This is a genomic window from Frankiales bacterium, assembly GCA_016125335.1.
Taxonomy (GTDB): Bacteria; Actinomycetota; Actinomycetes; order S36-B12; family CAIYMF01; genus Longivirga.
Map to the genome: position 1 here is coordinate 36456 of WGLY01000007.1, position 22208 is coordinate 58663.

Genomic DNA, 22208 nt, shown 5'->3' on the forward strand with positions numbered 1-22208 from the left:
ACCGCCCATCGGGACCGAGGTCCTAGCGGGCGAGAGCGAGGGCGGACTCGCGGGCGGCGAGGACCGCCGCCTCACGAGCCAGCCGGGCGCGGCGCTCGGCCGCCTCCGCCCGGCGCGCGGCGAGTGCGACGCGTCGGACGCGCCACAGCTGCGCCTCGTGCTGGCGCACGGCCAGCTGGTTCTGCATATGGCTGCGTGCCATCTGCTCGGGGACGAGATACATGTCGGACTCCGAACTCGAGACGGGCGTCGCGGTCAGCGACGGCCCGGGGACGTGGACCGCCCGGTGGGCGGGGAGGGAGTACGACGCGGGTGCGTCGGACTCGGTACGACGGGTCATGCGGCTGCTCCCTCGCGCGGCGTCGGGATGACGCCGGTGTCGGTGAGGTCGTCGAGGTACTCGCCGTCCTGGTCGACCTCACGGGTGAGCTCGGCCAGACGGGCGGCGAGTGCGTCCTCGGCGGCGCGCCGGACGAGGTGGTCGTCCTTGCGAGGACGGCCCGGCCGGCGCTTGCGCGCCACGACCTGACCGCGCTCGAAGAGCTCGCCACCCCAGACGCCCCACGGCTCGCGCCGCTCCAGGGCTCCGGCGAGGCAGGCGGCGCGCAGCGCGCAGCCTCCGCAGAGAGCCTGGGCGAGCGCGACGTCGTCGGGACGCTCGGCGAACCACAGTTCCGGGTCGTTCGACCGGCACGGCGTGCTGGTGTCGACCCAGTCGGTCGACGCGGCCTGCTGTCCGAGGGTGTGGGTCAGGTCGTCGGTCAGGACGCTCATGTGCGGTCACCTCCTTCGCGCACCGCGGGATCGTCCGCGGTCCTCGAGTCGTGCGGGATAGGGGGTCGTGCGGATGGTGCGGGTGGTGCGGCGGTGCGGGTGGAGCCGGTGGTGCTGCGTGGCCCCGGGACGGACCCGGAGAAACACGAAGGCCGCGGTTCCCGGTTCGGGATCCGCGGCCTCGAGGTGCCAGGGGTGAGGTGTCACCCAGTGGATCCTCGAGACTGCGGGTCGTACGACGTACCGGTGGTGCCCGGCTTGGTGATGCCGCGGAACCAGACGACGGGCGCGAGATCGGTGTGGCCGTCCGCCATGACGACGACGGCGGACGTGCGGCCCTGGAACGCACCGAAGGCCGCGGCGAGCGCGGCGGCAGCGGCGACGCACAGAGGCAGCACGAAAGCGGCCTCGGCGATGTACGTGCTGATCATCGGGGGCTCACCTCCTCGTGCCTCGTCCCTGGCGCGTCGTCCGGGGTGCGCGTCTCTCGCGCGAGAAGGAGGTTACGCGGCCGGTCCGACAGAGCGCAATCAGGTTTACGGCGAGTCTTCGACGAATCCGCAGAACTGTCGTCCGGACGGCCCACGCCGACCGGCGGTGCGGGCCGTCGGGGGACGCCGCGCGGCCCTCAGGCCCCGTCGTCCGGTGGCTCGGGCGGGGTCTCGCCCCGCACGAGGGCCAGGAGCTGGTCGGCGTAGGCCGCGAGGGTGCGCGCGCCGATCCCGGGGATGCGCACCAGGGCCGCGCGGTCGGCCGGGCGCTCGGTGGCGACGCCCTCGAGGGCGGCGTCGCCGAGCACGACGTACGCCGGCACCGAGCGACGGCTGGCCTCCCCCGACCGCCACTGCTCGAGGCGGCCGAGCAGCTCCTCGTCGTACGACGCCGGGCAGGTGCGGCACCTCCCGCGCGCCGACTCCGCGCCCGTGACCAGCGCGGCCCCGCACACCCGGCAGGTGGCCGGCACCCGCCGGCGTCGGCCGGCGTCGGGGCCGCCGCCCGCACGGCTGCCCGTCCCGCGCACGACGCCGCCGCCGTCGAGCATCTCGACACCTGCCGCGGCTCCCGCCGAGTCGAGGAAGCGCGAGCGGTCGCGGCGACCGCGGCCCGAGCGCGACCGGGCCCAGGTGAGCACGAGGTGACGGCGGGCCCGGGTGCAGGCGACGTAGAACAGCCGCCGCTCCTCCTCCACGCGGGCCGGCGTGTCGGCGTACTGGATCGGGAAGGTGCCCTCCGCCAGGCCCACGACCACGACGGCGTCCCACTCGAGCCCCTTGGCCGCGTGCACCGTCGCCAGCGTCACCCCCTCGGCCGAGGGGGTGCTGCGGGTCTCGGCCCGGTGGTCGAGCTCGGCGACGAGGTCCGCGAGCGTGGCGCCGGGCGTCTCGGCCGCGAGGTCGTCGGCCAGCGTCACCAGGCGCAGCAGGTTCTCCCAGCGCTCCCGGGCCGCGCCGCCCGCCGGCGGGTCCGGCGTCCAGGCCATCGCGCCGAGCAGTGAGCGCACGTCGGCCGCGAGGTCGCCCGTGCTGCCGCCCGAGCGGGCGGCGCCGCGCACCCGCGTGACGGCCTCGCGCACCTCCGGCCGGTCGAAGAAGGCCGACTCGCCGCGCAGCACGTAGGGCACGCCGGCGGCGGCCAGCGACTCCTCGAGCAGCTCGGACTGCGCGTTCACCCGGTAGAGCACCGCCACCTCGCGGGCGGGCACCCCCTGCCCGAGCAGGCCCCGCACCGTCGCCGCGGCGGCGTCGGCCTCGGCCTGCTCGTCGGCGTACGCCGCGACGCGCGGCGCCGGGCCGTCGGGCAGCTGCGAGCGCAGCTCGAGGCGCAGCCGGGCCTCCGGGCCCGTCGCGCCGGCGAGCACGCGGTTGGCGAGCCCGACCACCTGCGGCGTGGACCGGTAGGACCGGACGAGACGCACCTCGGTGGCGTGCGGGTAGCGCGTGCGGAAGTCGAGCAGGTAGGACGACGTGGCCCCGGTGAACGTGTAGATCGTCTGGCTCGCGTCGCCCACCACGCACAGGTCGTCGCGCTCGCCGAGCCAGAGGTCGAGCAGCCGCTGCTGGAGCGGGCTGACGTCCTGGTACTCGTCGACGGTGAACCAGCGGTACGCGGTGCGGACCTCGTCGGCGATGTCCGGCCGGGTGTCGAGGATGCCCACGGTGAGCAGCAGGACGTCCTCGAAGTCGACGAGGCCCTGCTCGCTCGTGCGCTCCTGGTAGGCGGCGTAGGCGTCGGCGACGTTCTCGCGGGTGAGCCCGGCCGGCGGCTCGCGACGCGCCGCCAGCGACGCGGCGACGTAGTCGGCGGCCACCACCTGGCTCGCCTTCGCCCACTCGATCTCGCTGGCGACGTCGCGGGCCAGAGTCGGGTCGGCGAACCCGGCGGAGCGCAGCACCGGGGCGAGCACCCGCGCCTTGCTCGGCAGGATCTCCGGCAGCGCGCCGCCCACGACCCGCGGCCAGAAGTAGCGCAGCTGGCGCAGCGCGGCGGAGTGGAACGTGCGCGCCTGCACCCCCGAGACGCCGAGCTCGGCGAGGCGCTGGCGCATCTCGCCCGCCGCGCGGCTGGTGAAGGTGACCGCCAGCGACCGGCGCGGGTCGTGGCGGCCGGTGAGCACGGCGTAGGCGATGCGGTGGGTCACCGCCCGGGTCTTGCCGGTGCCGGCCCCAGCCAGGACCACCACGGGACCCGACACCGCCGAGGCGGCCTCGCGCTGCTCGGGGTCGAGCGCCTCGAGCACGTCGTCGGGGGTGACCACGGACCGCGCGCGGCGGGTCGGCGCTCCCGGCAGGCCGGGGACGGGGTCGGCGGCGGTCACGGCGCCATCCTCGCAGCCGCCGAGGACCGCGGCCCCGGGCCGCCCGCCCCGCGGTCGGCGGCGCGGGGCGCGGATGTGATCATCGGGAACAAGCCGGGGCCAGGCTGCCGTTGAAGGGTCAACGGCGCACGACCGGCCGGCGGGCACCCGGCCCGCACACGAGACGACGAGGAGCGGACGACGCGATGGCGGTCACGATGTACACCACGACCTGGTGCGGCTACTGCAGCCGGCTCAAGGCCCAGATGGGGCGTGAGGGCATCGAGTTCACCGAGGTCGACATCGAGCGCGACCCCGACGCGGCCGAGTTCGTCATGAGCGTCAACGGCGGCGACCAGACCGTTCCCACGGTCGTCTTCCCCGACGGCACCGCCGCGACCAACCCCAGCCTCCGCGAGGTCAAGGAGCGGCTCGGCGTGGCCTGACCCGCCCCGCCCCTCCCCCTGCCCGGCGCCCCGCCACGGACAACCCGTCGGCGGGGCGCCGTCATGTCGGCGAGGATCGCCCCCGTGGTCCCACCCCCGCGCCTGCGCGTGGCCGAGCCCGACGACCTCCCCGAGGTCGCGCTCGTGCGCGCCCGCTCGTGGCAGGCGGCCTACGCCGGCCTCGTGCCGCACGACGTCCTCTCGCACCTCGACGAGCCGGAGCGGCTGGACCGCTGGGTCGCGGCGTACTCCGGCTGGGGCCACGCCCGCACGGTCGTCGCCGAGGACGACGGGCGGATCGTCGGGTTCACCTCCTCGGGCCCGGAGCGCGGGCCGGACGACCTGCCGTGCGGCGTCCACGGGCGCGGCGAGGTCTACGCGATCTACACCCTGCCGTCGGTGTGGGGCACCGGGGCGGGGCGCGAGCTGCTGCACCACACCCTCGACGAGCTGGTGACCTCCGGCTACGACCACGTGACGCTGTGGGTGCTCGAGGGCAACTCCCGGGCGCAGCGGTTCTACGAGCGTCACGGCTTCGCGCCCACCGGCGAGCGCGCGCAGCCCGCGGACTTCCTCCCCGAGCTGCGCTACGCCCGTCGGCTCTGAGCCGCCGTCGGGGAGCGCGGCGCGGTCGCCCGCTTGAACCCGGCGACCGCCGCGAGCAGGCCGACGCCCATGGCCAGGACCAGCAGCCAGGACGCGGCGGGAGGCGCGGCCGTGCCGAAGGCCTCCTGCATCCACGGCGAGAAGGTGAAGAGCGCCTGGAGCACGAGCATGGCGGCCCCGCCGACGAGCACCCACCGGTTGCTGAGCAGACCGACCCGACGCACCGAGCCGTCGAGCGAGCGGCAGTTCACCAGGTAGGCCGCCTCCATGGCCACGAACGCGTTGACCGCCACGGTCCGCGCCTGCTCGAGCGTCGCGCCCGTCCGCAGCACGATCTCGTAGCTGACGAAGGCGCCCACCAGCATGAGCAGGCCGACGACGACCATGCGCCACACGAGGTGCCGGGTGACGATCGGCTCACCCGGCGAGCGCGGTCGCCGCGTCATGATGCCGGGCTCCGCGGGCTCGAAGGCGAGCATCAGTCCCAGGGCCACCGCCGTCGTCATGTTCACCCAGAGGATCTGCACCGGGGTCATGGGCAGCGCGAGGCCCGCGACGATCGCGGCGAGGACGACGAGGCCCTCACCGATGTTGGTGGGCAGCGTCCACGTCACGAACTTGACGAGGTTGTCGTAGATGCTGCGGCCCTCCTCCACGGCGGCCTCGATCGTGGCGAAGTCGTCATCGGCCAGGACCATGGCGGCGGACTCCTTCGCGACCTCCGTCCCGTTGCGGCCCATGGCGACCCCGATGTCGGCCTGCTTGAGCGCGGGTGCGTCGTTGATCCCGTCGCCGGTCATCGCGACCACGTGCCCGCGGGACTGCAGGGCCTCGACGATCCGCAGCTTCTGCCCCGCGCTCACGCGGGCCACGACGTCGGTGCGCTCCAGGACGTCGCCGAGCCCGGCGAGCGTCAGCGGTGCGACGTCCGCGCCGGTGACCACCACCGGCGGCCGGCAGCCGGCCAGCCCGGCCCGTGCCGCGACCGCCGCGGCCGTCCGCGGGTGGTCGCCGGTGATCATCTTGACCTGGATGCCCGCGCGCCGGCAGGCGGCGATGGCAGCCGCCGACTCCGGTCGCAGCGGGTCGGCCATGGCCTGCAGACCGAGGAACCCCAGGGTGCCGGTCAGGTCCTCCGGGATGCGGTCGAGCTCGGTCCGTGTCCACGCGAACGCGAGCACCCGCAGCGCCGCGTCGCCGAGCGTGGTCGCCTGCGCCTCGACCGCCGCGGCGTCCAGGGCGCCGCCCCGATCGGCACGACCGCACAGGGCCAGCACGGGCTCGACGCCGCCCTTGACCACGAGCAGCCGTCCGCCCGAACCGGGGTCCTCGTGCAAGGTGGCCATCCAGCCCGTGTCGGACGAGAAGGGGACCTCGTCCACCAGCGGCCGCGCGGCGAGCTCGACGCGCTGGTCGACCCCTCGCGCGAGCGCGGCATGCAGCAGCGCCGTCTCCGTGGGGTCGCCCACGGCCTCGACCACGCCGGCCCGCGGCTCGCGCAGCCGCGCCGAGCTGCACAGGACACCGGCCACGAGGCACGGCCGCACCTCGGCCTCCGGAGCGTCGGCGAGCTCGTGCTCCTCCCCCACGACCACCACGCGCAGCACCGTCATGCGGTTCTGGGTGATCGTCCCGGTCTTGTCCGTGCAGACCACGGTGGTGCTTCCCAGCGTCTCCGCCGCGGGCAGCCGGCGCACGATGGCGTTGCGGCGGGCCATCCGCGACACCCCGATCGCCAGCGTGATCGTCACCGCGGCCGGCAGTCCCTCGGGGATGGCGGCGACGGCGAGCGCGACAGCCGCGGTCACCATCTCGGCCGCGCTCTCTCCGCGCGCGACACCGAGGGCGAAGGTCACGGCGGCCACGACCACGATCACCAGCGACAGCCAGCGACCGAACACCGCGAGCCGCTTCATGAGCGGCGTCTCCACGCCCTGCGCGGAGCCGACGAACGCCTGGATGCGCCCGATCTCGGTCTGCGCCCCGGTCGCCACGACGACGCCGAGGGCGCGCCCCGAGGTCACGAGGGTGCTCGACCAGGCCATGTTGAGACGGTCCGCGACCGCTGTCTCGGCCGGCAGCACGAGGGCGCGCTTGTCGACCGGCTCGGACTCGCCGGTGAGCGTGGACTCGTCGACGCGCAGGTCGTGGACCTCCGCGAGGCGCAGATCCGCGGGCACCTTGTCGCCCGCCTCGAGCGACACGATGTCCCCGGGGACGAGCTCGGTGGAGTCGACGCGGCGCACCACACCTGCGCGCACGACGGTGGCGCGGGTGCGGGCGAGGTCGGCCAGTGCCTCGAGGGCCGCGCTGGCCCGCTGCTCCTGCACGAAACCCACCACCGCGTTGACGGCGACGACGCCGAGGATGACCGCGGCGTCGACGTACTCCCCGACGGCGACCGTGACCACCACGGCCGACAGCAGGACGTAGACGAGGGGGCTGTGCAGCTGCAGCGCGAGCCGCACGAGGGGACCGTGCTCGCGCCGGCGCGGAAGGCTGTTCGGCCCGTACGCCTCCAGCCGCTCGCGGGCCTCGTCCTCGCCGAGGCCGGTCTCCAGGTCGGCGCCGAGCACGAGGAGCACCTCGTGGACCGGCAGCTCGTGGTGCTCGCGCGCGGCGTGGGCCGTGCCGGCGGTCATGGCCGGCTCCCCACCTCCGCCCGGACCGGCAGCCGGCCCGGGGAGTGACGTCCGTCAGCACCGGCGTGGGTCACCCGCACCCGCAGGGGGCGGCCGTCCATCGTGGTCCTCCCTCGCCGCCATGACCCGGTGCCGTCGTGCGGCCTCGGCGCGGCGTCCGGGCTCAGCGCAGGTCGACGGACGACGCGGCGCCCGGCACGTGCACCTTGCGGTGCTCGACGTCGGAGATCGTCACGTCGATGGTGCGCGCCAGCGTGGTCGCCAGCAGGGTGAGCGCCCGCGAGACGGCGAGCTCGTCGCCGATCTCGGGCACGTCGGTGTCGTGGGGGTTGCGCTGGCTGTGCCCCTCGGCGACGACCACGGTGCCGTCGTCGTCCTCGTGCAGCAGGGCGAGCGCCGTGGTCTCCGTGCCGTCCTCGACCAGCTCGACGTCCACGCGCCAGGACTTCATCCGGCGTCGCGTGCCGTCCGTCGGGGCAGCCGGCCAGACGTCGCGGACCGGCTCGCCCTGGCCGCGCGGGAACCACACCGTGCTCTGGTTGGAGTCGTCCCACCGCACGACGTAGGGCGGGCTCCCGTCGGGATGGCGCAGCGCGAGGATGCGCCCCGAGCGCAGGTGGCCGTCGCGGGCCGTGGCAGCGAACACGCGGTCACCGACCGAGCCCCTCATGCTCATCACTCCCCTCCGGCGACGGCCCGGCCGGGGTGGTGGCGCAGCGACCGGACGTGGTGCGTCGCCTCACGTCCACTGTCCCACCCGCCCCACGCCGAAGCGAGAGGGCGGGCCCACTCGCACACGCAGTGCACAGGTTCCGGACGTGGCTGGGGGCCCGGGCTGCTCCCCGGGCCCCCAGTCGTGATCCCGGGCTCGTCAGCCCGGGAGCCTGAGGCCCCGCGCGGAGGCGTCGTAGTAGGCCCGGTTGCGCAGCAGGGCCGCGGCGTCCTCGTCGAGGACGGCGACGGCGTCGGCGTGCCACTGCAGCACCGACGCCGGGCACGAGGCGGTCAGCGGCCCCTCGAGCGCCGCGGCCACCGCCGCCGCCTTGGCGGTGCCGGTGGCCACCAGCACGAGCCGCCGCGCCTCGAGGATCGTGCCGAGACCCTGGGTGACGCAGTGCGTCGGGACGTCCTGCGGCGCGCCGAAGAAGCGCGCGTTGTCCGCGCGGGTGCGGTCCGAGAGCCGCTTGACCCGCGTGCGCGAGCTCAGCGCCGATCCCGGCTCGTTGAAGCCGAGGTGACCGTTGGCGCCGATGCCGAGCACCTGGACGTCGACCCCGCCGAGGCCGGCGACGGTGCGCTCGAAGCGGAGCGCCCCCGCCTCCAGTGCGGCGAGGCAGGCGCCGCTGCCGTCGGGCACGTGGAGCCGCTCGCGGCGCAGCCCCACGGGCTCGCACACCGTGCGCTCGAGGACCGCGCGGTAGGACTGCGGGTGCCCGGGCGGGAGCCCGACGTACTCGTCGAGCGCCACCCCGGACAGGTCGTGGCACCGCAGCCGCCCGTCGGCCGCCGCGGCGGCCAGCCGGTCGTAGAGCCCCATCGGTGACGACCCGGTGGCCAGGCCGAGCACCGGCGGCCGGTCGGCCGGCAGGCCGCCGAGAACGGCCTCGGCCGCGACGTCGGCCACCACGGACGCGGACGGCACGATCACGACCTCCACGGCGCACCTCCCGTCCCGGCGGCGACGCCGAGCCGGGCCGCGCCGATGGCCGCGACCGGGACGTCCGAGGCGAGCAGCGACACCTTCTCGTCGAGGCGGAGCGAGGCCAGCAGCGGCGATCCGGCGGCGCGGCGGCGCTGCTCGGCGCGGACCGCCTCGAGCAGCGGCTCGCCCATGAGGGTGAGGCCGCCGCTCATCACCACCCGCTGCGCCCCGGAGGCCAGCACGAGCACCTGCACCGCGAGGGCGATGCCGGAGCACAGCATGGCCGCGGCGCGGGCGGCGTCGTCGTCGCCGCGCTCCGCCGCGCGCAGCACGTCCCAGCCGGCCTCCGGCGCCTGGGGCCACATGCGCACCAGGGCCGACCCGGAGGCGAGGGTCTCGAGACAGCCCGTCTGTCCGCACGCGCACCGCGTTGAGCCCCCGACTGGCAGGTGGCCGATCTCGCCCGCCACGCCGTCCACGCCGCGCACGACGTCGCCGGCGTGCACCACCGCGGCCGCCAGCCCGGTGCCGAGGTTGAGGTAGGCGAGGGTGAGCCCGGCGCCGAGGCCGGCGAGGTGGTGGGCACCGAGCGCCGCCGCCTTGACGTCGTTCTCCACGAGCACGGGCATGCCGAGGCCGGCGGCGAGCGCGCCGGCGAGGTCGAGCTCCTCCACGTCGAGGTTCACCGCGTGGCGCACCGTGCCCGCGACAGGGTCGACAAGACCCGGGATGCAAGCTCCGGCGGCGCGGACGCCGTCCGGGCCGGCGGACTCCAGCACGCGCAGGGCGAGGTCGACGGCCCGGGCGACCACGTCGTCCGCACCACGGCCGGACGGCGCCGTGGCGGACGCGCGCACCTCGCCGTCGTCGCCGAGGACGACGGCGGCCGTCTTCGTCCCGCCGATGTCGACGCCGAGCCTCACGACGCCGCCCCCGTCCCGCGCAGCAGCGCGACCAGCGGGCCGGCCACGGCAGGCGAGCCGCCCCACGTGACGAGGTCGGCGCCGCCGCGCGGCCAGCCGCACTCGACCACGACCACGGACGCCCCGCGGGCGCGGTGCCGCGCGGCCACCTGCCACGCCGGGTGGTCCGGCCCGAGATCGCGGGCGACCACCGCCACCCGCGGCGCCGTGGCCGCGCCAGCCTCGTCGTCGGCCGCACCGACCGCCTCCGGCCCCCAGGGCACCTGACCCACGGCGAGGTTCGACGACGTCGACACCTGGACGATCGCGACCGCGCCGCCGCCCGCGAGCCACGTGCGCGCGTGCTCGCCGACCTCGAAGGCGTCGACGACGGGCACCGCCGGTAGCGCCCCGTCACGGCCCGCGGCGTGACGCTCGCGGTCCGCGAGCCGGTCCACCGCCGCCGCCGCCTCGCGCAGCCGCTCAGCCGGGATCCGTCCTGCCGCGACCGCGGCGACGACGGCGTCGAGCACCTCCTCGAGCAGCCGCGCACCGGTGCCGGGCCCGAGGCAGAGCAGGTCGCACCCGGCTGCGAGCGCCCGCACGGCGGCCTCGGGGATCCCCGTGGCCGCGCTCGCCCCCGCCATGTCGAGCGCGTCGGTGACGACCGTGCCGGTGAACCCGAGCTCGCCGCGGAGCACGCCCTGCACCAGCGGCGCCGAGAACGTGGCCGGCACACCGGGGTCGACGGAGGGCACCACCAGGGCGGCGGTCATCACGGCCTCCGCGCCGGCCCCCACGGCCGCACGGAAGGGCGCGAGCTCGCGCTCGCGCAGCGTGGCGGCGTCGACCGCCAGGACCGGCAGGTCGAGGTGGGAGTCCGTCGCGGTGTCGCCGTGGCCCGGGAAGTGCTTGGCGCACGCGGCGGTGCCGGTCGAGCGCAGTCCCTGCACCCACGCGGCGGCGTGCCGCGACACCAGCCCCGCATCCGCGCCGAAGCTGCGGGTGCCGATCACCGGGTTGTCCGGCGCGGAGTTGACGTCGACGACCGGCCCGAGGTCGAGGTCGACGCCGACGTCGCGCAGGTCGCGGCCGATCGCCGCCGCCGCGGCGGCGGTGAGGCCGACGTCGTCGAGCCGGCCGAGCACGCCGTTGCCGGGATACGGCGAACCGGTGCGGTAGTGCAGGCGCGTGACGTCGCCGCCCTCCTCGTCCAGCGCGACCACGACGCGCGGCGAGCGGGCGTGCAGGTCCGCGCAGAGCGAGCGCAGCTGGTCGCGGTCGACCACGTTCGCGCCGTAGAGGCACACCGCCCCCAGTCCCTCGCGCAGGGCGTCGTCGAGCCACGCGGGCACGGCGGCGCCGTCGAACCCGGGCATCAGCGTCCGCAGCGCGAGGGCGCGGACGTCGGAGGGATCGTGCACCTAGCCCTTCACCGCCCCGCCCACGAGGCCGCTGCTCATGCGGCCCTGCACCACCATGAAGAAGACGATCACCGGGACCGCGACGAGCGCCGAGGCCGCCATCACCTGACCCCAGTCCGTGGCGCGGGTGGCGCTCGCCTGCACGAACCCGCGCAGCCACAGCGGGAGGGTCTGCGACTGCTGCTCGGTCATCGTCACGAGCGCCACGGTGAACTCGTTCCAGGCCTGGAGGAACGCGTAGACCGCGGAGGCGACCAGCCCAGGAGCCAGCAGCGGGAACGTGATGCGCAGGAACGCGCGCGTGCGCGAGAGGCCGTCGACCATCGCCGCCTCCTCGAGCTCGACCGGCACCCCGGCCACGAAGCCGCGCAGCATCCAGATCGTGAAAGGGACGACGGCGGCGGCGTAGAGCACGGAGAGCCCGATCACGCTGTTGAGCAGGCCGACGGTCGACATCATCTTGTACTGCGCGATGAACAGGCCCTCCGCGGGGAGCATCTGGATCAGCAGCAGGGCGAGCACGAACGACGTGCGCCCGCGGAAGCGGAACCTGCTGACGGCCAGGGCGCCGAGGAAGGCGATGCCGATGGCCACCACGACGGCGAGCAGCGTGACGGCCACGGAGACGCCCAGCGCGCGCACGAAGCCGGAGTCGGTCACCACCGCGACGTAGTTGTCGAGGGACCCGCCGGTCGGGAGGAACGAGGGGGTCGTGGACTGCAGCCGCACGTTCGGCAGCAGCGAGGACGTCAGCATCCAGTAGACGGGGAACGCCCAGACCACCGCGATGACGACGGCGAGCAGCGACCACAGCCGGGTGGCCGTCCTGCGCCCGGTCACGCCGAGTCCTCCTTCATGAGCGAGCGGACGTAGTACCAGCTGAGCCCCACGGTGAGCAGGAGCATCACCACGCTGACCGCGCTGGACATCCCGAAGTCGCCCTTGCCGGTGCCGAGCTGGTAGATGAACGTGCCGAGCAGGTTGGTCTCGTTGGCGAAGCCGCCGGCGTCCTGGAGCAGCTTGATCTGGGTGAAGACGCGCAGGTCCCAGATCAGCTGAAGCAGCAGCACGATCGAGATCACCGGCGCGATGAGCGGGAGCACCACGTAGCGCAGGCGCTGCCACCAGGAGGCGCCGTCGAGCTGGGCGGCCTCCATCACCTCGGCCGAGACCTGGGTGAGCCCGGCGTACACGCTGAGGGCGACGAACGGCACGCTCATCCAGATGACGATGACGCCGGCCACCATGAAGAACGAGAGTGGCTGCGCCAGCCAGTTGTGCTGGTCCGCCGCGTCGATGCCGATGCGGACCAGGAACCAGTTGAGCAGGCCGCGGCGCCAGTCGACGATCCAGACCCAGATCGTCACCGCGGCCACGGCGGGCGTCGCCCACGCGAGCAGCAGCGACACCTGGATTACGATCCGCGCCGCCCGGCTCACCCGCTGCATGAGCAGCGCGAGCAGGCCCCCGACCGCGACGGTGAGGAACGCGACCACCACGCAGAAGACCACCGAGCGGACCACGACGGCCCACAGCGACGGGTCGCTGACCAGCGTGCGGTAGTTGTCCAGCCCCACCCACTCCGGCGGCTGCCCGAACTGCTGCTTGAGGCCGAACTTGCGGAAGCTGGTGACGAGCTGCCAGCCGATCGGGTAGCCGAGGGCGGCGACCAGGATCACGACCGCCGGGGTCAGCAGCAGCCACGGGGCGCGGGAGCGTCGGCGCCGGTCCACAGGAGCGCCTCCCTCCGGGCCGTGGGCGGTCGCGGGTGCCGCGGCGGCCGGGACGGGACCCGTCCCGGCCGCCGTGGTGGTGGTCACTGCTGGTTGAGGATCGGGGTGATCTTGGCGTCGTACTCGGCGGCGAGGGCCGCGAGGTCGGACGCGTCACGGATCTTGCCGAAGAACTCCTCCATCAGCTGCGAGGACTCGACGGCGGCCCAGCCGGGCGCCGCCGGGGTCAGCTTGCTGTTGAGCGCCGAGTCCATGAGCGCCTTGGCGAACTGGTCGTTCCCCAGCGAGCTCACGTAATCGCTGTTGGCCGGGCCGAGGCCCGCCTTGCCCAGCATCTGCTGGTACTCCGGCGAGAAGATGATGCGCAGCAGCTCGCGGGCGAGGTCCTGGTTCTTGCTCGCGGCGGAGATGCCGATGTTCGAGCCACCGGCGAAGACCGGCGCGGGCTTGCCGTCGTTGCCCGGCAGCACCATGACCTCGAACTTCTTGTCGTTCCAGGTGCGGGTGTCCTTGCCGTCGACCTTGGTCAGGTCGCCGATGGACCAGTGCGCCCAGCCCGGCGCCATGATCGTCGCGGCCGACAGCGAGGTCTTGCCGGTCACCGCACCGGTGTCGTCGGTGATCTTGTCGCTGTCGTTGATGTAGAGCCAGGGCGACTGGTCCTTGGCGTCGGCCGGGGCCTTCGAGGCGCTGCGGTAGATCTGCTGCAGCTGCTGGAGACCCTTGAGGCTGTTCGGGTCGGACAGCGTGGACACCCACTGGCCGTCGACCTTCTTCGCGAGGTCGCCGCCGTTGGCGAAGATCCACGAGATGCCGTTGCGCCAGTCCTGGCCGCCGAGGAAGAAGCCCGAGAAGTTCTTGATGCCGCGCGGGTTCTTCTGCGCCAGGGTCGCGACGTCGGAGTTGAACTGGTCGAGCGTCGTCGGCGTCGAGAGCCCGGCCTGCTGCCAGATGTCCTTGCGCATGAACATGTAGCGCGAGCCGAAGTAGTAGGGCAGCGCGTACTTCTTGCCGTCGACGCTGCCGGCCTCGACGAACGACGGGAGCAGCTTGTCGCCGCCGAGCTCGTCGTACATGTCGCTGATGTCGGCGAAGGCGCCCACGTTGGTGAACGTCGGCGCCTGCGTGTTGCCCAGCTCGAAGACGTCGGGGGTGTTCTCGGGGTCCGGCAGCGCCGTGGTGAGCTTGGTGAGCAGGTCGCCCCACGACTGCTCCTCGATCGTGAGCGTCGCGCCGGTCTTCGCCTTGAAGGTGTCCTTCAGGTAGGTCCGCAGCTCGTCGGGCGTGTCACCGCCGGCGAGCCACAGGGTGATCGTGCGGGTCGAGTTGTCCGCGGGAGCGGAGGAGGTGGCGGACGGGCTCGTGCTGCCGCTGCCGCTGCTGCAGGCGGACAACGCGAGCGTCGCGGCGGCTGTCGCCGCGACCAGGCCGATGAGCTTCTTCATGCGGAATGATCCGTTCCGTGAGAGGGCCGCCGAAGCGGCTGTTCCGGTTCGAGTCCTTGCTGCTCGGTGGATTCAGGCCACCCCCCACTGGTCCCAGAGGACCAGCACTGCAGCCCCGCGCAGGACGATGTCGTCGGGGTCGGCCGCGACGCGCACCTCGAGGGAGGACGCGTTGCGGGCGAGCATCCGCCGGCGCAGGGTTTCGTCCACGGCTCTGAGCAGCGGGCCGTCGACGAGATCGAGTGGGCCGGCGAGCACGACCTCGGCGAGGTCGAGCGCGGCCACGACAGGGGCGAGCGCGATGGCGAGCCGCTCGCCCGCGGCGCGCAGGGCGGCGCCGGAGTCGGTGGAGGTGTCGGCGAGCGCCTTCTGGAGGCGCGGGGCGGACAGCCAGGTCTCGAGGCACCCGACGTTGCCGCAGGTGCAGGTCTCGCCGCCGTCGGTGCCGACGGTGACGTGGCCGATCTCGCCGGAGGCGAAGTGCGCGCCGCGGATGCGCCGGCCGCCCACGATGAGGCCGCAGCCGACGCCGAGCCCGATGCGCACCACGGCGATGTCGTCGCCACCGGCGCCGAGGGTGTGCTCCGCGTGCACGGCGGCGTCGGCGTCGTTGCACACGAGCACCGGCAGCCCGGTGGCCTCGGCGAGGATCGCGCGCAGCGGGACGTCGGCCCAGCCCAGGTTCGGCGCGGTGAGCACGTCGCCGTCGGGGCCCACCACCCCGGGCGTGCCGACGCCGACACCGAGCAGCGGCGCGGTCGCCGCGCCGACGGCCTCGGTGACCACGGCGAGGACGTCGGCGAGCACGTCGTCGCCGGACGCCGAGCCGCCGAGCGGGCGCTCGCACAGGTGCAGCACGCCGCCGTCGAGGTCGACGACGGCCGCCCGGAGGACCTCGTGGCCGGTGAGGTCGACGCCCACCACCTGCAGTCCCGCCCGGTTGACGTCGACGAGGGTGGCGGGCTTGCCCGGGCGCACCCGGTCGGACTGGCCGAGCTCGACCGCCTGCCCCCGCTCGAGCAGCTCGCCCACGAGGTCCGAGGCGGTCACCTTGGTGAGCTGGAGGCGGCGGGCGAGGTCGGCCCGGCTCATGGGGCCCTCGGTGTAGAGGGCCTGGAGCACGAGCGAGAGGTTCTGGCGCCGGCCGTCCGCGGGCAGGACCGCGCTGTCGTGCTGCAGGCGGCGGGGGGATCGGCTCGGCACGGAGGTTAGTAAAGTTTACTAACCAACCTCGGTCAAGACTCTCGAGGAGCGGTTACCGAAGCGTGACCCGGGGCCTCAGGCCAGCCACGTGCCGGCCCGCAGCACCCGCCGCACGCGCAGCGAGGCCGGGTCGAGCACGGCGAGGTCGGCCCGCAGGCCGGCCCGCACCTGGCCCAGCTCGTGGTCGAGGCCGAGCACGCGGGCGGGCGAGGCCGACGCCTGTTGCGACGCGCGCAGCAGGCCCGTGTCGTCAGGGGCCCCGGCGCCGGGGCCGTGCGCCGCGGCGCGGAACCCGACGTCGGCGGTGGCGACGCTGCCGGCGATCGGGCCGCTGCCGCCGACGCGGGCCACGCCGTCGGCGACCACCACCGTGAGGCCGCCGAGCTCGTAGCGGCCGTCGCCGAGGCCGGCGCCGGCCATCGCGTCGGTGACCGAGAGCAGCCGCCCCGGCGCCACGCAGCCGTCCAGCCACGCGGTGAGCGCGGGGTCGAGGTGCACGCCGTCGCGGATCAGCTCGAGCGTCACGTCCTCGGCCGCGAGCAGCGCGACGACCGGCCCGGGGTCGCGGTGCCCCACGGGGCGCATCGCGTTGAACAGGTGCGTGGCGTGCGAGGCGCCGGCCGCCACGGCGGCAGCCGTCGTGGCGTGGTCGGCGTCGGTGTGCCCCACGGCCGCGACGGCGCCGTGGCCGACGACGCGCCGCACGGCGTCGAGGCCGCCGGGCAGCTCCGGCGCCAGCGTGACCATCCGGACCGCGTCGCGCCCCACGAGCGCGTCGACGTCGCCGGGGGCGGGGGCGCGCAGCAGGGCGGCGTCGTGCGCGCCGCACCGCGCCGCGGACAGCCACGGGCCCTCGAGGTGCACGCCCGCGAGCACGCCCTGCTGCACCAGCTCGGCGAGCGCGTCGACCTCCCGCGCCGTCCGGTCGAGCGGCCCGGTCACCAGGGAGGCGACGAGGGTGGTGGTGCCGTGCGCGAGGTGCGCGGCCGCCGCGGCGGCCGACTCCGACGGATCGGCACCGAACGAGTGCCCGCCGCCGCCATGGCAGTGGACGTCGACGAAGCCCGCGACGACGACCGCGTCGCCGAGGTCGAGCACCGCGCCGTCCGGGTCGCGCACCGGACCGTGCGGCAGGCCGTGGCCGACCTCCGCGATGCGCGAGCCGCGCACCCGCACCCAGCCCGGGCGCAGCACGGCGTCGGGCACGACGACGGCCGCGGCGGTGAGCAGGAGGTCCATGGCGGCCGACACGCTAGCCCACGGGCGCGCAGCGCCCGGGCGGCCGCGTAGGCGGGAGGCCCGCGGCGGACGCGGGCGTCGACGTGGGACGCGGCGCCTACCCTGGGCGGCGTGCCCAGCCCGCGAGTCCCGGCGACACCGGTGCGCCACCTCGTGCGCGCCCGCGACCTCGCCGACGCGCGCTACGCCGAGCGGCTCACCGTGGACGACCTCGCGGCCGCCGCGTGCCTGTCCCGCGCGCACTTCAGCCGCGAGTTCCGCCGCGCGTTCGGCGAGTCGCCCTACTCCTACCTGCTCACGCGGCGGCTCGAGCGCGCGGCGTCGCTGCTGCGCAGCACCGACTGGTCGGTGGCCGACATCTGCATGCGCGTGGGGCTGACGAGCGTCGGCTCGTTCACGACCAGCTTCCGCCGCGCCTACGGCCGGACGCCGACGCAGTACCGGGCCTCGTTCCCGCCCGCGGCCGCGCTGGCGATGATCCCCGGCTGCGTGCTGCGCGCCTACGGCCGCCCGGTGCGCAACAGCACGATCGGAGAAGACCGGGCCTCGTGAGGCCGCCTACGGTCGGGGTCACGCCACCACCGAGGAGGACCGCATGCTGGCACTGTCGACCACCCAGGTCTGGGTGCACGACCAGGACGAGGCGCTCTCGTTCTGGACCGAGAAGGTCGGGTTCGAGGTCAAGGAGGACGTCACGGTCGCCGAGCTCGGCAACTTCCGCTGGCTCACCGTGGGCCCGCCCGGCGAGAGCGGGACCGCGATCGTGCTCATGGCGATCCCCGGCCCGCCCGTGATGGACGACGCCACCAAGGCGCAGGTGCAGGACATCGTGGCCAAGGGGTTCGCGACCGGCCTGTTCTTCACGACCGACGACGCGATGGCCGCCTACGAGCGCCTCGCGGCCCAGGGCGTCGACGTCGGCGACGCGCCCGTCCAGCAGCCCTACGGGATCGACTTCGGCTTCCGCGACCCGTCCGGCAACAACTACCGGGTCGCGCAGCGGATGCCGATGCGCTGAGCGGTCACCGGCCGGGTGGCCGGCGTGGGCCCGCCCTCAGCGGCGGGCCCACGACCCGGGCAGCGGGCCGCCGTACCAGTGCTCCACGAGGCGCCGGGCGATGGAGATCGCGGGCGGGATCCGCACCGTGCCGTCCTCGCAGCCGGCGAGCATCTCCTCGCGCGTGAACCAGCGGACCTCGGTGATCTCCGTGCCGTCCGGGCGCGGCTCGGGCGACCCGGGCGCGAGCCTCGCGTGGTACCCGAGCATGAGGCTCGAGGGGAACGGCCACGGCTGCGATCCCAGGTAGTCGAGGCGGTCGACGAGGACGCCGGCCTCCTCCTGCATCTCGCGCACCACGGTGAGCTCGGCGGACTCCCCCGCCTCCACGAACCCGGCGAGCGTGGAGAAGAACCCGTCCGGCCACTCGGCGCGGCGGCCGAGCAGGGCGCGGTCGTCGTCGTCGCGGACGAGCACGATGACGGCGGGGTCGGACCGCGGGAAGTGCTGGCTGCCGTCGTCCGGGCAGCGCCGCGACCAGCCCGCCTGCGCGGGCTCGGTCGCCGCGCCGCAGCGGGGGCAGCGGGGGTGCGCGTCGTGCCAGTGCGCGAGCGCCACCGCCGCCACGAGCAGGCCCGCGTCGAGGTCGCCGAGCGCCGCGCCCACCTCGCGCAGGCCCTCCCAGCGCACGTCCCCGTCGGCCCCGGCCGGCGCCTCGGGCGGCTCGGCGTCGGGCCGCAGCAGCAGGGCGACGTGCGCGACGTCGTCGTGCACGGCGAGCAGCACGCGCACGCCGTCGTCCCCCGCCTCGTGCGGGCCCACCAGCACCAGCCCGGCGCTGCCGCGCGCCGGCTCCGGGGCGCCGTCGGCAGGAGGGACCTCGGTGCGGACCCGGGCCTTGCCCCGGTGCAGCACCAGCACCCGGGTGGCCGGGTCGCGCCAGGCCTGCTCGAACCAGGCGTCGTCCTCGCGCCGCTCGGCCGCGCGGTCGATCCCGCCGCGCGCGAGGGTCAGCGACGCGAGCAGTCCGGAGTCGGGCACGTCAGCGGCTCCACGTGGCCGGCAGGTCCGACCACAGGTAGGCGGTGGCCTCGGCGCCCTTGAGCAGGAACTCGAGGTCGCCCTTCTCGTTGGGCGCGTGGATGCGGTCGTCGGGCAGGCCGACGCCGAGGAACACGACGGGCACCTCGAGGATCGACGCCAGCGCGGCCTGCGGGCCGCTGCCGCCCTCGCGCGTGTAGAGCACCTCCTGGTCGAACGCCCGCTGCATCGAGCGGGTGACGCTCTGGAGGGCGGGGTGGTCCAGCGGGGTGAGGAACGGGCCGACGCCGGCGCGCTCGTAGCGCGGGGTCACCTCGATGCCCTCGGGGATCGTGCCCTCCTCGCGCAGCAGGGCCAGCCAGGCGTCGAACGCGGGGCGCACGTCGGCCGGGTCCTGCGCGGCGACGAGGCGGAACGACAGCTTCGCGTGCGCCTCGGCCGGGATGATCGTCTTGCCGCCAGGCCCGGTGTAGCCGCCCCACAGGCCGTTCACCTCGGCGGTCGGCCGCGCCCACACCCGCTCGAGCGTGGTGAAGCCGGCCTCGCCGTGGGTGGCCGTGGACTGCGCGTCGACGAGCCAGGTGGCCTCGTCGAAGGGCAGCCGGGCCAGCAGCTCGCGCTCGCGCTCGGTGAGCGCGACGACCTTGTCGTAGAAGCCCGGCAGCGTGACGTGCCCGTTCCCGTCGTGCAGCCGCGCGACCATGCGGGCGAGCACGGTCACCGGGTTGGGCACCGCTCCCCCGAACGAGCCGGAGTGCAGGTCGCCGCCCGGGCCCTTCACGTCGACCTCGACCTCGACCATGCCGCGCATGCCGACGCACACGGAGATCGCGTCACGGGAGAACACCCCGGTGTCGCTCACCACGACCACGTCGCAGCGCAGCCGCTCGCGGTTGTCGCGCAGCAGCGCGGAGAAGTGGATCGAGCCGGACTCCTCCTCGCCCTCCACGAGCAGCTTGAGGTTGACCGCGGGCGAGGTGCGGCCGGTCGTGGCCAGGTGCGCGGCGAGCCCGAGGACGTGGAAGTAGACCTGACCCTTGTCGTCGATCGCCCCGCGGCCCACCAGCTCCTCGCCGTACGGCGTCGAGCGCACGAGCGGCTCGAACGGCGTCGTCTCCCACAGCTCGACCGGGTCGGCGGGCTGCACGTCGTGGTGGCCGTAGACCAGCACGGTCGGCGCGTCGGGGTCCTCGCTGGGCCACTCGGCGTAGACCGCGGGCAGCCCCGGCGTCGGCCACACCTCGACGGTGGGGAACCCGGCGCGCACCAGGCGCTGGGCCAGCCAGTCGGCGCTGCGGGCGACCTCGCCGGCGTGCGCCGGGTCGGCGCTGATGCTGGGGATGCGCAGCCAGTCGGAGAGCTCCTCGACCAGCTGCGCGCGGTGCTCGGCCACGTACGCGCGGACGGCGGGGTCGGGGGCGGTGGACGGGGAGGCAGCGGCGTCGGTGCTCACAGCCGCGACCCTACGACGCCCCCGGTCACCGCGCTGCGGACGCCCGTGTCCGGAGCACGGCGCGGGAGCGAGGAGCACCTCCGGACGCGTGCGAGGATTCCCCGGGAGTCCAGGGACGAGCGGCAGGACGGCGTACAGGTGGCGGACGGCACGGGTCGGCAGCGGTTCATCGGTCAGCTGACCGGCGTGCGGTTCGTGGCCGCGGCGTGGGTGATGCTCTACCACTTCCAGGGGGCCATCGCGACGGCCGGCCTGATGGTGCCGGTGCTGCACGAGGTGCTGCGGGTGGGCCGGCTCGGCGTCGACCTGTTCTTCGCGCTCTCCGGCTTCATCCTCACCCACACCTACCTCACCCGGATGGGCCCGCGCGCCACGTGGCCGGCGTCGCGGCACTTCCTGTGGCTGCGCCTGGCCCGCATCTACCCCGTGCACTTCGTGATGCTCAACGTCGCCGGCATCGCCGTCATCGCGCAGCAGAAGCTGGGGCAGTCCACCAGCGGCAGCAAGGACTGGCTGACGCCGGTCGACTACCTCAAGCAGGTGCTGCTGGTGCACGAGTGGGGGCCCAACCCGCAGCGCGGCTGGAACTACCCGGCCTGGTCGCTGTCGATGGAGTGGCTCGCCTACCTGCTCTTCCCCCTGCTGGTGCTGGCGCTCTTCCGCTTCCACGAGCGGCTCAGCAACCGCGTGATCGCGCTGCTGTGGTGCGCCGTGCTCGTGCCGCTGCTGTGGTACGGCATCGCCTACTACGGCGACCCCTACTACATCTCGGACTGGGGCTCGACCATCCGTGTGCTCACGGAGTTCACCGCAGGCGGCCTGACGTACGTCTTCGTCCTGCGGCAGTGGGGCGCCACGGACGCGGGGCCCCGGCCGCGCGTCGAGCGGTTGGCCACCACGCTGTCGATCGCGATCCCGCTGCTCGTCGTGGGCGGCGCCGTCGTGCTCGGCCACGTCGGCGCGCTGCAGTGGTCGGTGAGCGACCTGCCCGACACCCCCAACGCCGCCGACCTCCCGCCCAAGTACCACCTGGTGTTCGTGCCCCTGCTGGTGCTGTGGATCGGCGCGCTGGCACTGAGCTCGCGCGGTCCGTCGCGGTTCCTCTCGCGCGACCGCCTGGTGCTCGGCGGCTTCGTCTCGTTCTCGCTCTACATGACGCACACGGTCTGGTACGGCCTGTGGCGTGCGGGGCTCAAGGTCGTCGGCATCACCGGCGGCCCGCTCTACGTCGTCGCCCTGATCGGCCTCATCGTCGGCGCGCTGCTCATCGCCTGGCTCATGTGGCGGTTCGTCGAGGAGCCGGCCCGCGAGTGGATGCGCCGGCGCAGCGGCGAGCGGCCCAAGCCGGTGGAGGAAGCCGCCCTCGAGGCCGGCTGACCGCTCACGCGGGCCCGACGATCCACGAGGGTTCCCAACGGCCGGGAGCCTGTCGGCCGGGGACGCCCCCGGCTCACGCCGCGACGTCTCCCGGCACCTGCCCTGTCGGCAGCGAGGACGCTGTCGCCCTCGACGGTGAGCAGCGCACTGTCCCCACCCTGTGGACAGACTGCACGGCCAAAACCCTTGGGATTGCTGGGGATTGGGAGTTGTGCCTGTCAGTGGTCTCGGGTAGCATTCCTACATCCATCCGAAACCAGTCGAGCCCGTGGGAGGTGCCCGATGACCGCCGTCGACGACCGGGACACCACCCCCTCGTTCGGCCCGGTGGGCCTCGGGTTCCACCCGGACTGGGACGTGCACGACCCGATCGCGTGGCTCACCGGTAACCCGAGCGCACTGCTGCCGCTGCTCGACCAGCCGGTGGACGCCACCGACCTGATCCTGCTCGAGCAGGTCGACGTCGAGGCGATCACCGAGCCGGCCGAGC

Annotated in this window: 22 protein-coding genes; 6 read left to right on the plus strand and 16 right to left on the minus strand. The window is 74.7% G+C overall.

Features of this window, described 5'->3' with window-relative positions; translation table 11 throughout:
* Window positions 1-22: 22 nt before the first annotated feature.
* The 4 genes from GC157_04910 to GC157_04925 form a co-directional block, all read right to left on the minus strand.
* Entirely contained in the window at window positions 23-340 is a 318-nt protein-coding gene (locus GC157_04910) for a hypothetical protein (GenBank protein MBI1376810.1), read from the minus strand.
* Entirely contained in the window at window positions 337-774 is a 438-nt protein-coding gene (locus tag GC157_04915; protein ID MBI1376811.1) for a WhiB family transcriptional regulator, read from the minus strand. Before GC157_04915 ends, GC157_04910 begins: the two co-directional genes overlap by 4 nt.
* A 203-nt stretch (window positions 775-977) precedes the next feature.
* Entirely contained in the window at window positions 978-1205 is a 228-nt protein-coding gene (locus GC157_04920) for a hypothetical protein (GenBank protein ID MBI1376812.1), read from the minus strand.
* Window positions 1206-1402: 197 nt separating this feature from the next.
* The gene (locus GC157_04925) at window positions 1403-3511 is read right to left on the minus strand and encodes an AAA family ATPase (protein MBI1376813.1); all 2109 of its coding nucleotides are present in this window, start codon (window positions 3509-3511) and stop codon (window positions 1403-1405) included.
* A 263-nt stretch (window positions 3512-3774) separates the two neighbouring features.
* Here GC157_04925 and GC157_04930 point away from each other — a divergent pair, with 263 nt between their 5' ends.
* Window positions 3775-4014 carry a mycoredoxin gene (locus GC157_04930; protein MBI1376814.1) on the plus strand — a complete coding sequence of 80 codons (240 nt, stop codon included), beginning with the start codon at window positions 3775-3777 and terminating at the stop codon, window positions 4012-4014.
* A 63-nt stretch (window positions 4015-4077) separates the two neighbouring features.
* Window positions 4078-4620 carry a GNAT family N-acetyltransferase gene (locus GC157_04935; GenBank protein MBI1376815.1) on the plus strand — a complete coding sequence of 181 codons (543 nt, stop codon included), beginning with the start codon at window positions 4078-4080 and terminating at the stop codon, window positions 4618-4620.
* Here the strand turns inward: GC157_04935 and GC157_04940 are convergent.
* The 10 genes from GC157_04940 to GC157_04985 form a co-directional block, all read right to left on the minus strand.
* Window positions 4602-7262: an HAD-IC family P-type ATPase gene (locus GC157_04940; GenBank protein ID MBI1376816.1), complete on the minus strand. Its 2661-nt coding sequence runs from the start codon at window positions 7260-7262 to the stop codon at window positions 4602-4604. The two genes, GC157_04935 and GC157_04940, sit on opposite strands and share 19 nt — an antisense overlap.
* A 163-nt stretch (window positions 7263-7425) precedes the next feature.
* Entirely contained in the window at window positions 7426-7938 is a 513-nt protein-coding gene (locus GC157_04945; protein ID MBI1376817.1) for a DUF1876 domain-containing protein, read from the minus strand.
* A 195-nt stretch (window positions 7939-8133) separates the two neighbouring features.
* Entirely contained in the window at window positions 8134-8919 is a 786-nt protein-coding gene (locus GC157_04950; protein MBI1376818.1) for a glucosamine-6-phosphate deaminase, read from the minus strand.
* Window positions 8907-9827 (minus strand): ROK family protein, encoded by a 921-nt coding sequence (locus GC157_04955; protein ID MBI1376819.1) that lies wholly within the window; start codon window positions 9825-9827, stop codon window positions 8907-8909. The genes GC157_04950 and GC157_04955 overlap by 13 nt, the downstream gene beginning before the upstream one ends.
* On the minus strand, window positions 9824-11230 hold the full coding sequence (locus GC157_04960; GenBank protein MBI1376820.1) for a hypothetical protein: 1407 nt from the start codon (window positions 11228-11230) through the stop codon (window positions 9824-9826). Before GC157_04960 ends, GC157_04955 begins: the two co-directional genes overlap by 4 nt.
* Window positions 11231-11986 (minus strand): ABC transporter permease subunit, encoded by a 756-nt coding sequence (locus GC157_04965; protein ID MBI1376821.1) that lies wholly within the window; start codon window positions 11984-11986, stop codon window positions 11231-11233. It abuts the gene before it with no gap.
* Window positions 11987-12066: 80 nt separating this feature from the next.
* Window positions 12067-12924, minus strand: coding sequence for an ABC transporter permease subunit (locus GC157_04970; protein MBI1376822.1), 858 nt, complete (start codon window positions 12922-12924; stop codon window positions 12067-12069).
* A 122-nt stretch (window positions 12925-13046) separates the two neighbouring features.
* Complete coding sequence (locus GC157_04975) at window positions 13047-14408, minus strand: extracellular solute-binding protein (protein ID MBI1376823.1); 1362 nt, start codon at window positions 14406-14408, stop codon at window positions 13047-13049.
* A 72-nt stretch (window positions 14409-14480) separates the two neighbouring features.
* Window positions 14481-15500, minus strand: a complete 1020-nt coding sequence (locus tag GC157_04980) for an ROK family protein (GenBank protein ID MBI1376824.1) — start codon at window positions 15498-15500, stop codon at window positions 14481-14483.
* 186 nt (window positions 15501-15686) lie between these two features.
* Window positions 15687-16850, minus strand: coding sequence for an amidohydrolase family protein (locus GC157_04985; GenBank protein MBI1376825.1), 1164 nt, complete (start codon window positions 16848-16850; stop codon window positions 15687-15689).
* Between the two features lie 111 nt (window positions 16851-16961).
* Between GC157_04985 and GC157_04990 the strand changes: the two genes are divergently transcribed.
* Complete coding sequence (locus GC157_04990) at window positions 16962-17402, plus strand: AraC family transcriptional regulator (GenBank protein ID MBI1376826.1); 441 nt, start codon at window positions 16962-16964, stop codon at window positions 17400-17402.
* 43 nt (window positions 17403-17445) lie between these two features.
* Entirely contained in the window at window positions 17446-17868 is a 423-nt protein-coding gene (locus GC157_04995) for a VOC family protein (protein ID MBI1376827.1), read from the plus strand.
* 36 nt (window positions 17869-17904) lie between these two features.
* Here the strand turns inward: GC157_04995 and nudC are convergent, their stop codons facing one another.
* Complete coding sequence (gene nudC, locus GC157_05000; GenBank protein MBI1376828.1) at window positions 17905-18888, minus strand: NAD(+) diphosphatase; 984 nt, start codon at window positions 18886-18888, stop codon at window positions 17905-17907.
* Between the two features lies 1 nt (window position 18889).
* The gene (locus GC157_05005) at window positions 18890-20341 is read right to left on the minus strand and encodes a dipeptidase (protein MBI1376829.1); all 1452 of its coding nucleotides are present in this window, start codon (window positions 20339-20341) and stop codon (window positions 18890-18892) included.
* Window positions 20342-20479: 138 nt separating this feature from the next.
* On the opposite strand from GC157_05005, the gene GC157_05010 reads away from it, so the two are divergent.
* Both GC157_05010 and GC157_05015 read left to right on the plus strand, forming a co-directional pair.
* Window positions 20480-21718: an acyltransferase family protein gene (locus GC157_05010; GenBank protein ID MBI1376830.1), complete on the plus strand. Its 1239-nt coding sequence runs from the start codon at window positions 20480-20482 to the stop codon at window positions 21716-21718.
* A 282-nt stretch (window positions 21719-22000) separates the two neighbouring features.
* Window positions 22001-22208: hypothetical protein (locus GC157_05015; GenBank protein ID MBI1376831.1), on the plus strand; the 208-nt coding region annotated here is incomplete at its 3' end.

What these genes read in the sequence shown, in the direction of transcription:
- GC157_04930 (MBI1376814.1), top strand. Translation starts at nt 3,775, where the DNA reads ATGGCGGTCACGATGTACACCACGACCTGGTGCGGCTACTGCAGCCGG.
- GC157_04980 (MBI1376824.1), bottom strand. Translation starts at nt 15,500, where the DNA reads ATGAGCCGGGCCGACCTCGCCCGCCGCCTCCAGCTCACCAAGGTGACC.
- GC157_04995 (MBI1376827.1), top strand. Translation starts at nt 17,446, where the DNA reads ATGCTGGCACTGTCGACCACCCAGGTCTGGGTGCACGACCAGGACGAG.
- GC157_04975 (MBI1376823.1), bottom strand. Translation starts at nt 14,408, where the DNA reads ATGAAGAAGCTCATCGGCCTGGTCGCGGCGACAGCCGCCGCGACGCTC.
- GC157_04915 (MBI1376811.1), bottom strand. Translation starts at nt 774, where the DNA reads ATGAGCGTCCTGACCGACGACCTGACCCACACCCTCGGACAGCAGGCC.
- GC157_04945 (MBI1376817.1), bottom strand. Translation starts at nt 7,938, where the DNA reads ATGAGCATGAGGGGCTCGGTCGGTGACCGCGTGTTCGCTGCCACGGCC.
- GC157_04965 (MBI1376821.1), bottom strand. Translation starts at nt 11,986, where the DNA reads ATGCTGACGTCCTCGCTGCTGCCGAACGTGCGGCTGCAGTCCACGACC.
- GC157_04940 (MBI1376816.1), bottom strand. Translation starts at nt 7,262, where the DNA reads ATGACCGCCGGCACGGCCCACGCCGCGCGCGAGCACCACGAGCTGCCG.
- GC157_04920 (MBI1376812.1), bottom strand. Translation starts at nt 1,205, where the DNA reads ATGATCAGCACGTACATCGCCGAGGCCGCTTTCGTGCTGCCTCTGTGC.
- GC157_04985 (MBI1376825.1), bottom strand. Translation starts at nt 16,850, where the DNA reads ATGGACCTCCTGCTCACCGCCGCGGCCGTCGTCGTGCCCGACGCCGTG.
- GC157_04935 (MBI1376815.1), top strand. Translation starts at nt 4,078, where the DNA reads ATGTCGGCGAGGATCGCCCCCGTGGTCCCACCCCCGCGCCTGCGCGTG.
- GC157_04910 (MBI1376810.1), bottom strand. Translation starts at nt 340, where the DNA reads ATGACCCGTCGTACCGAGTCCGACGCACCCGCGTCGTACTCCCTCCCC.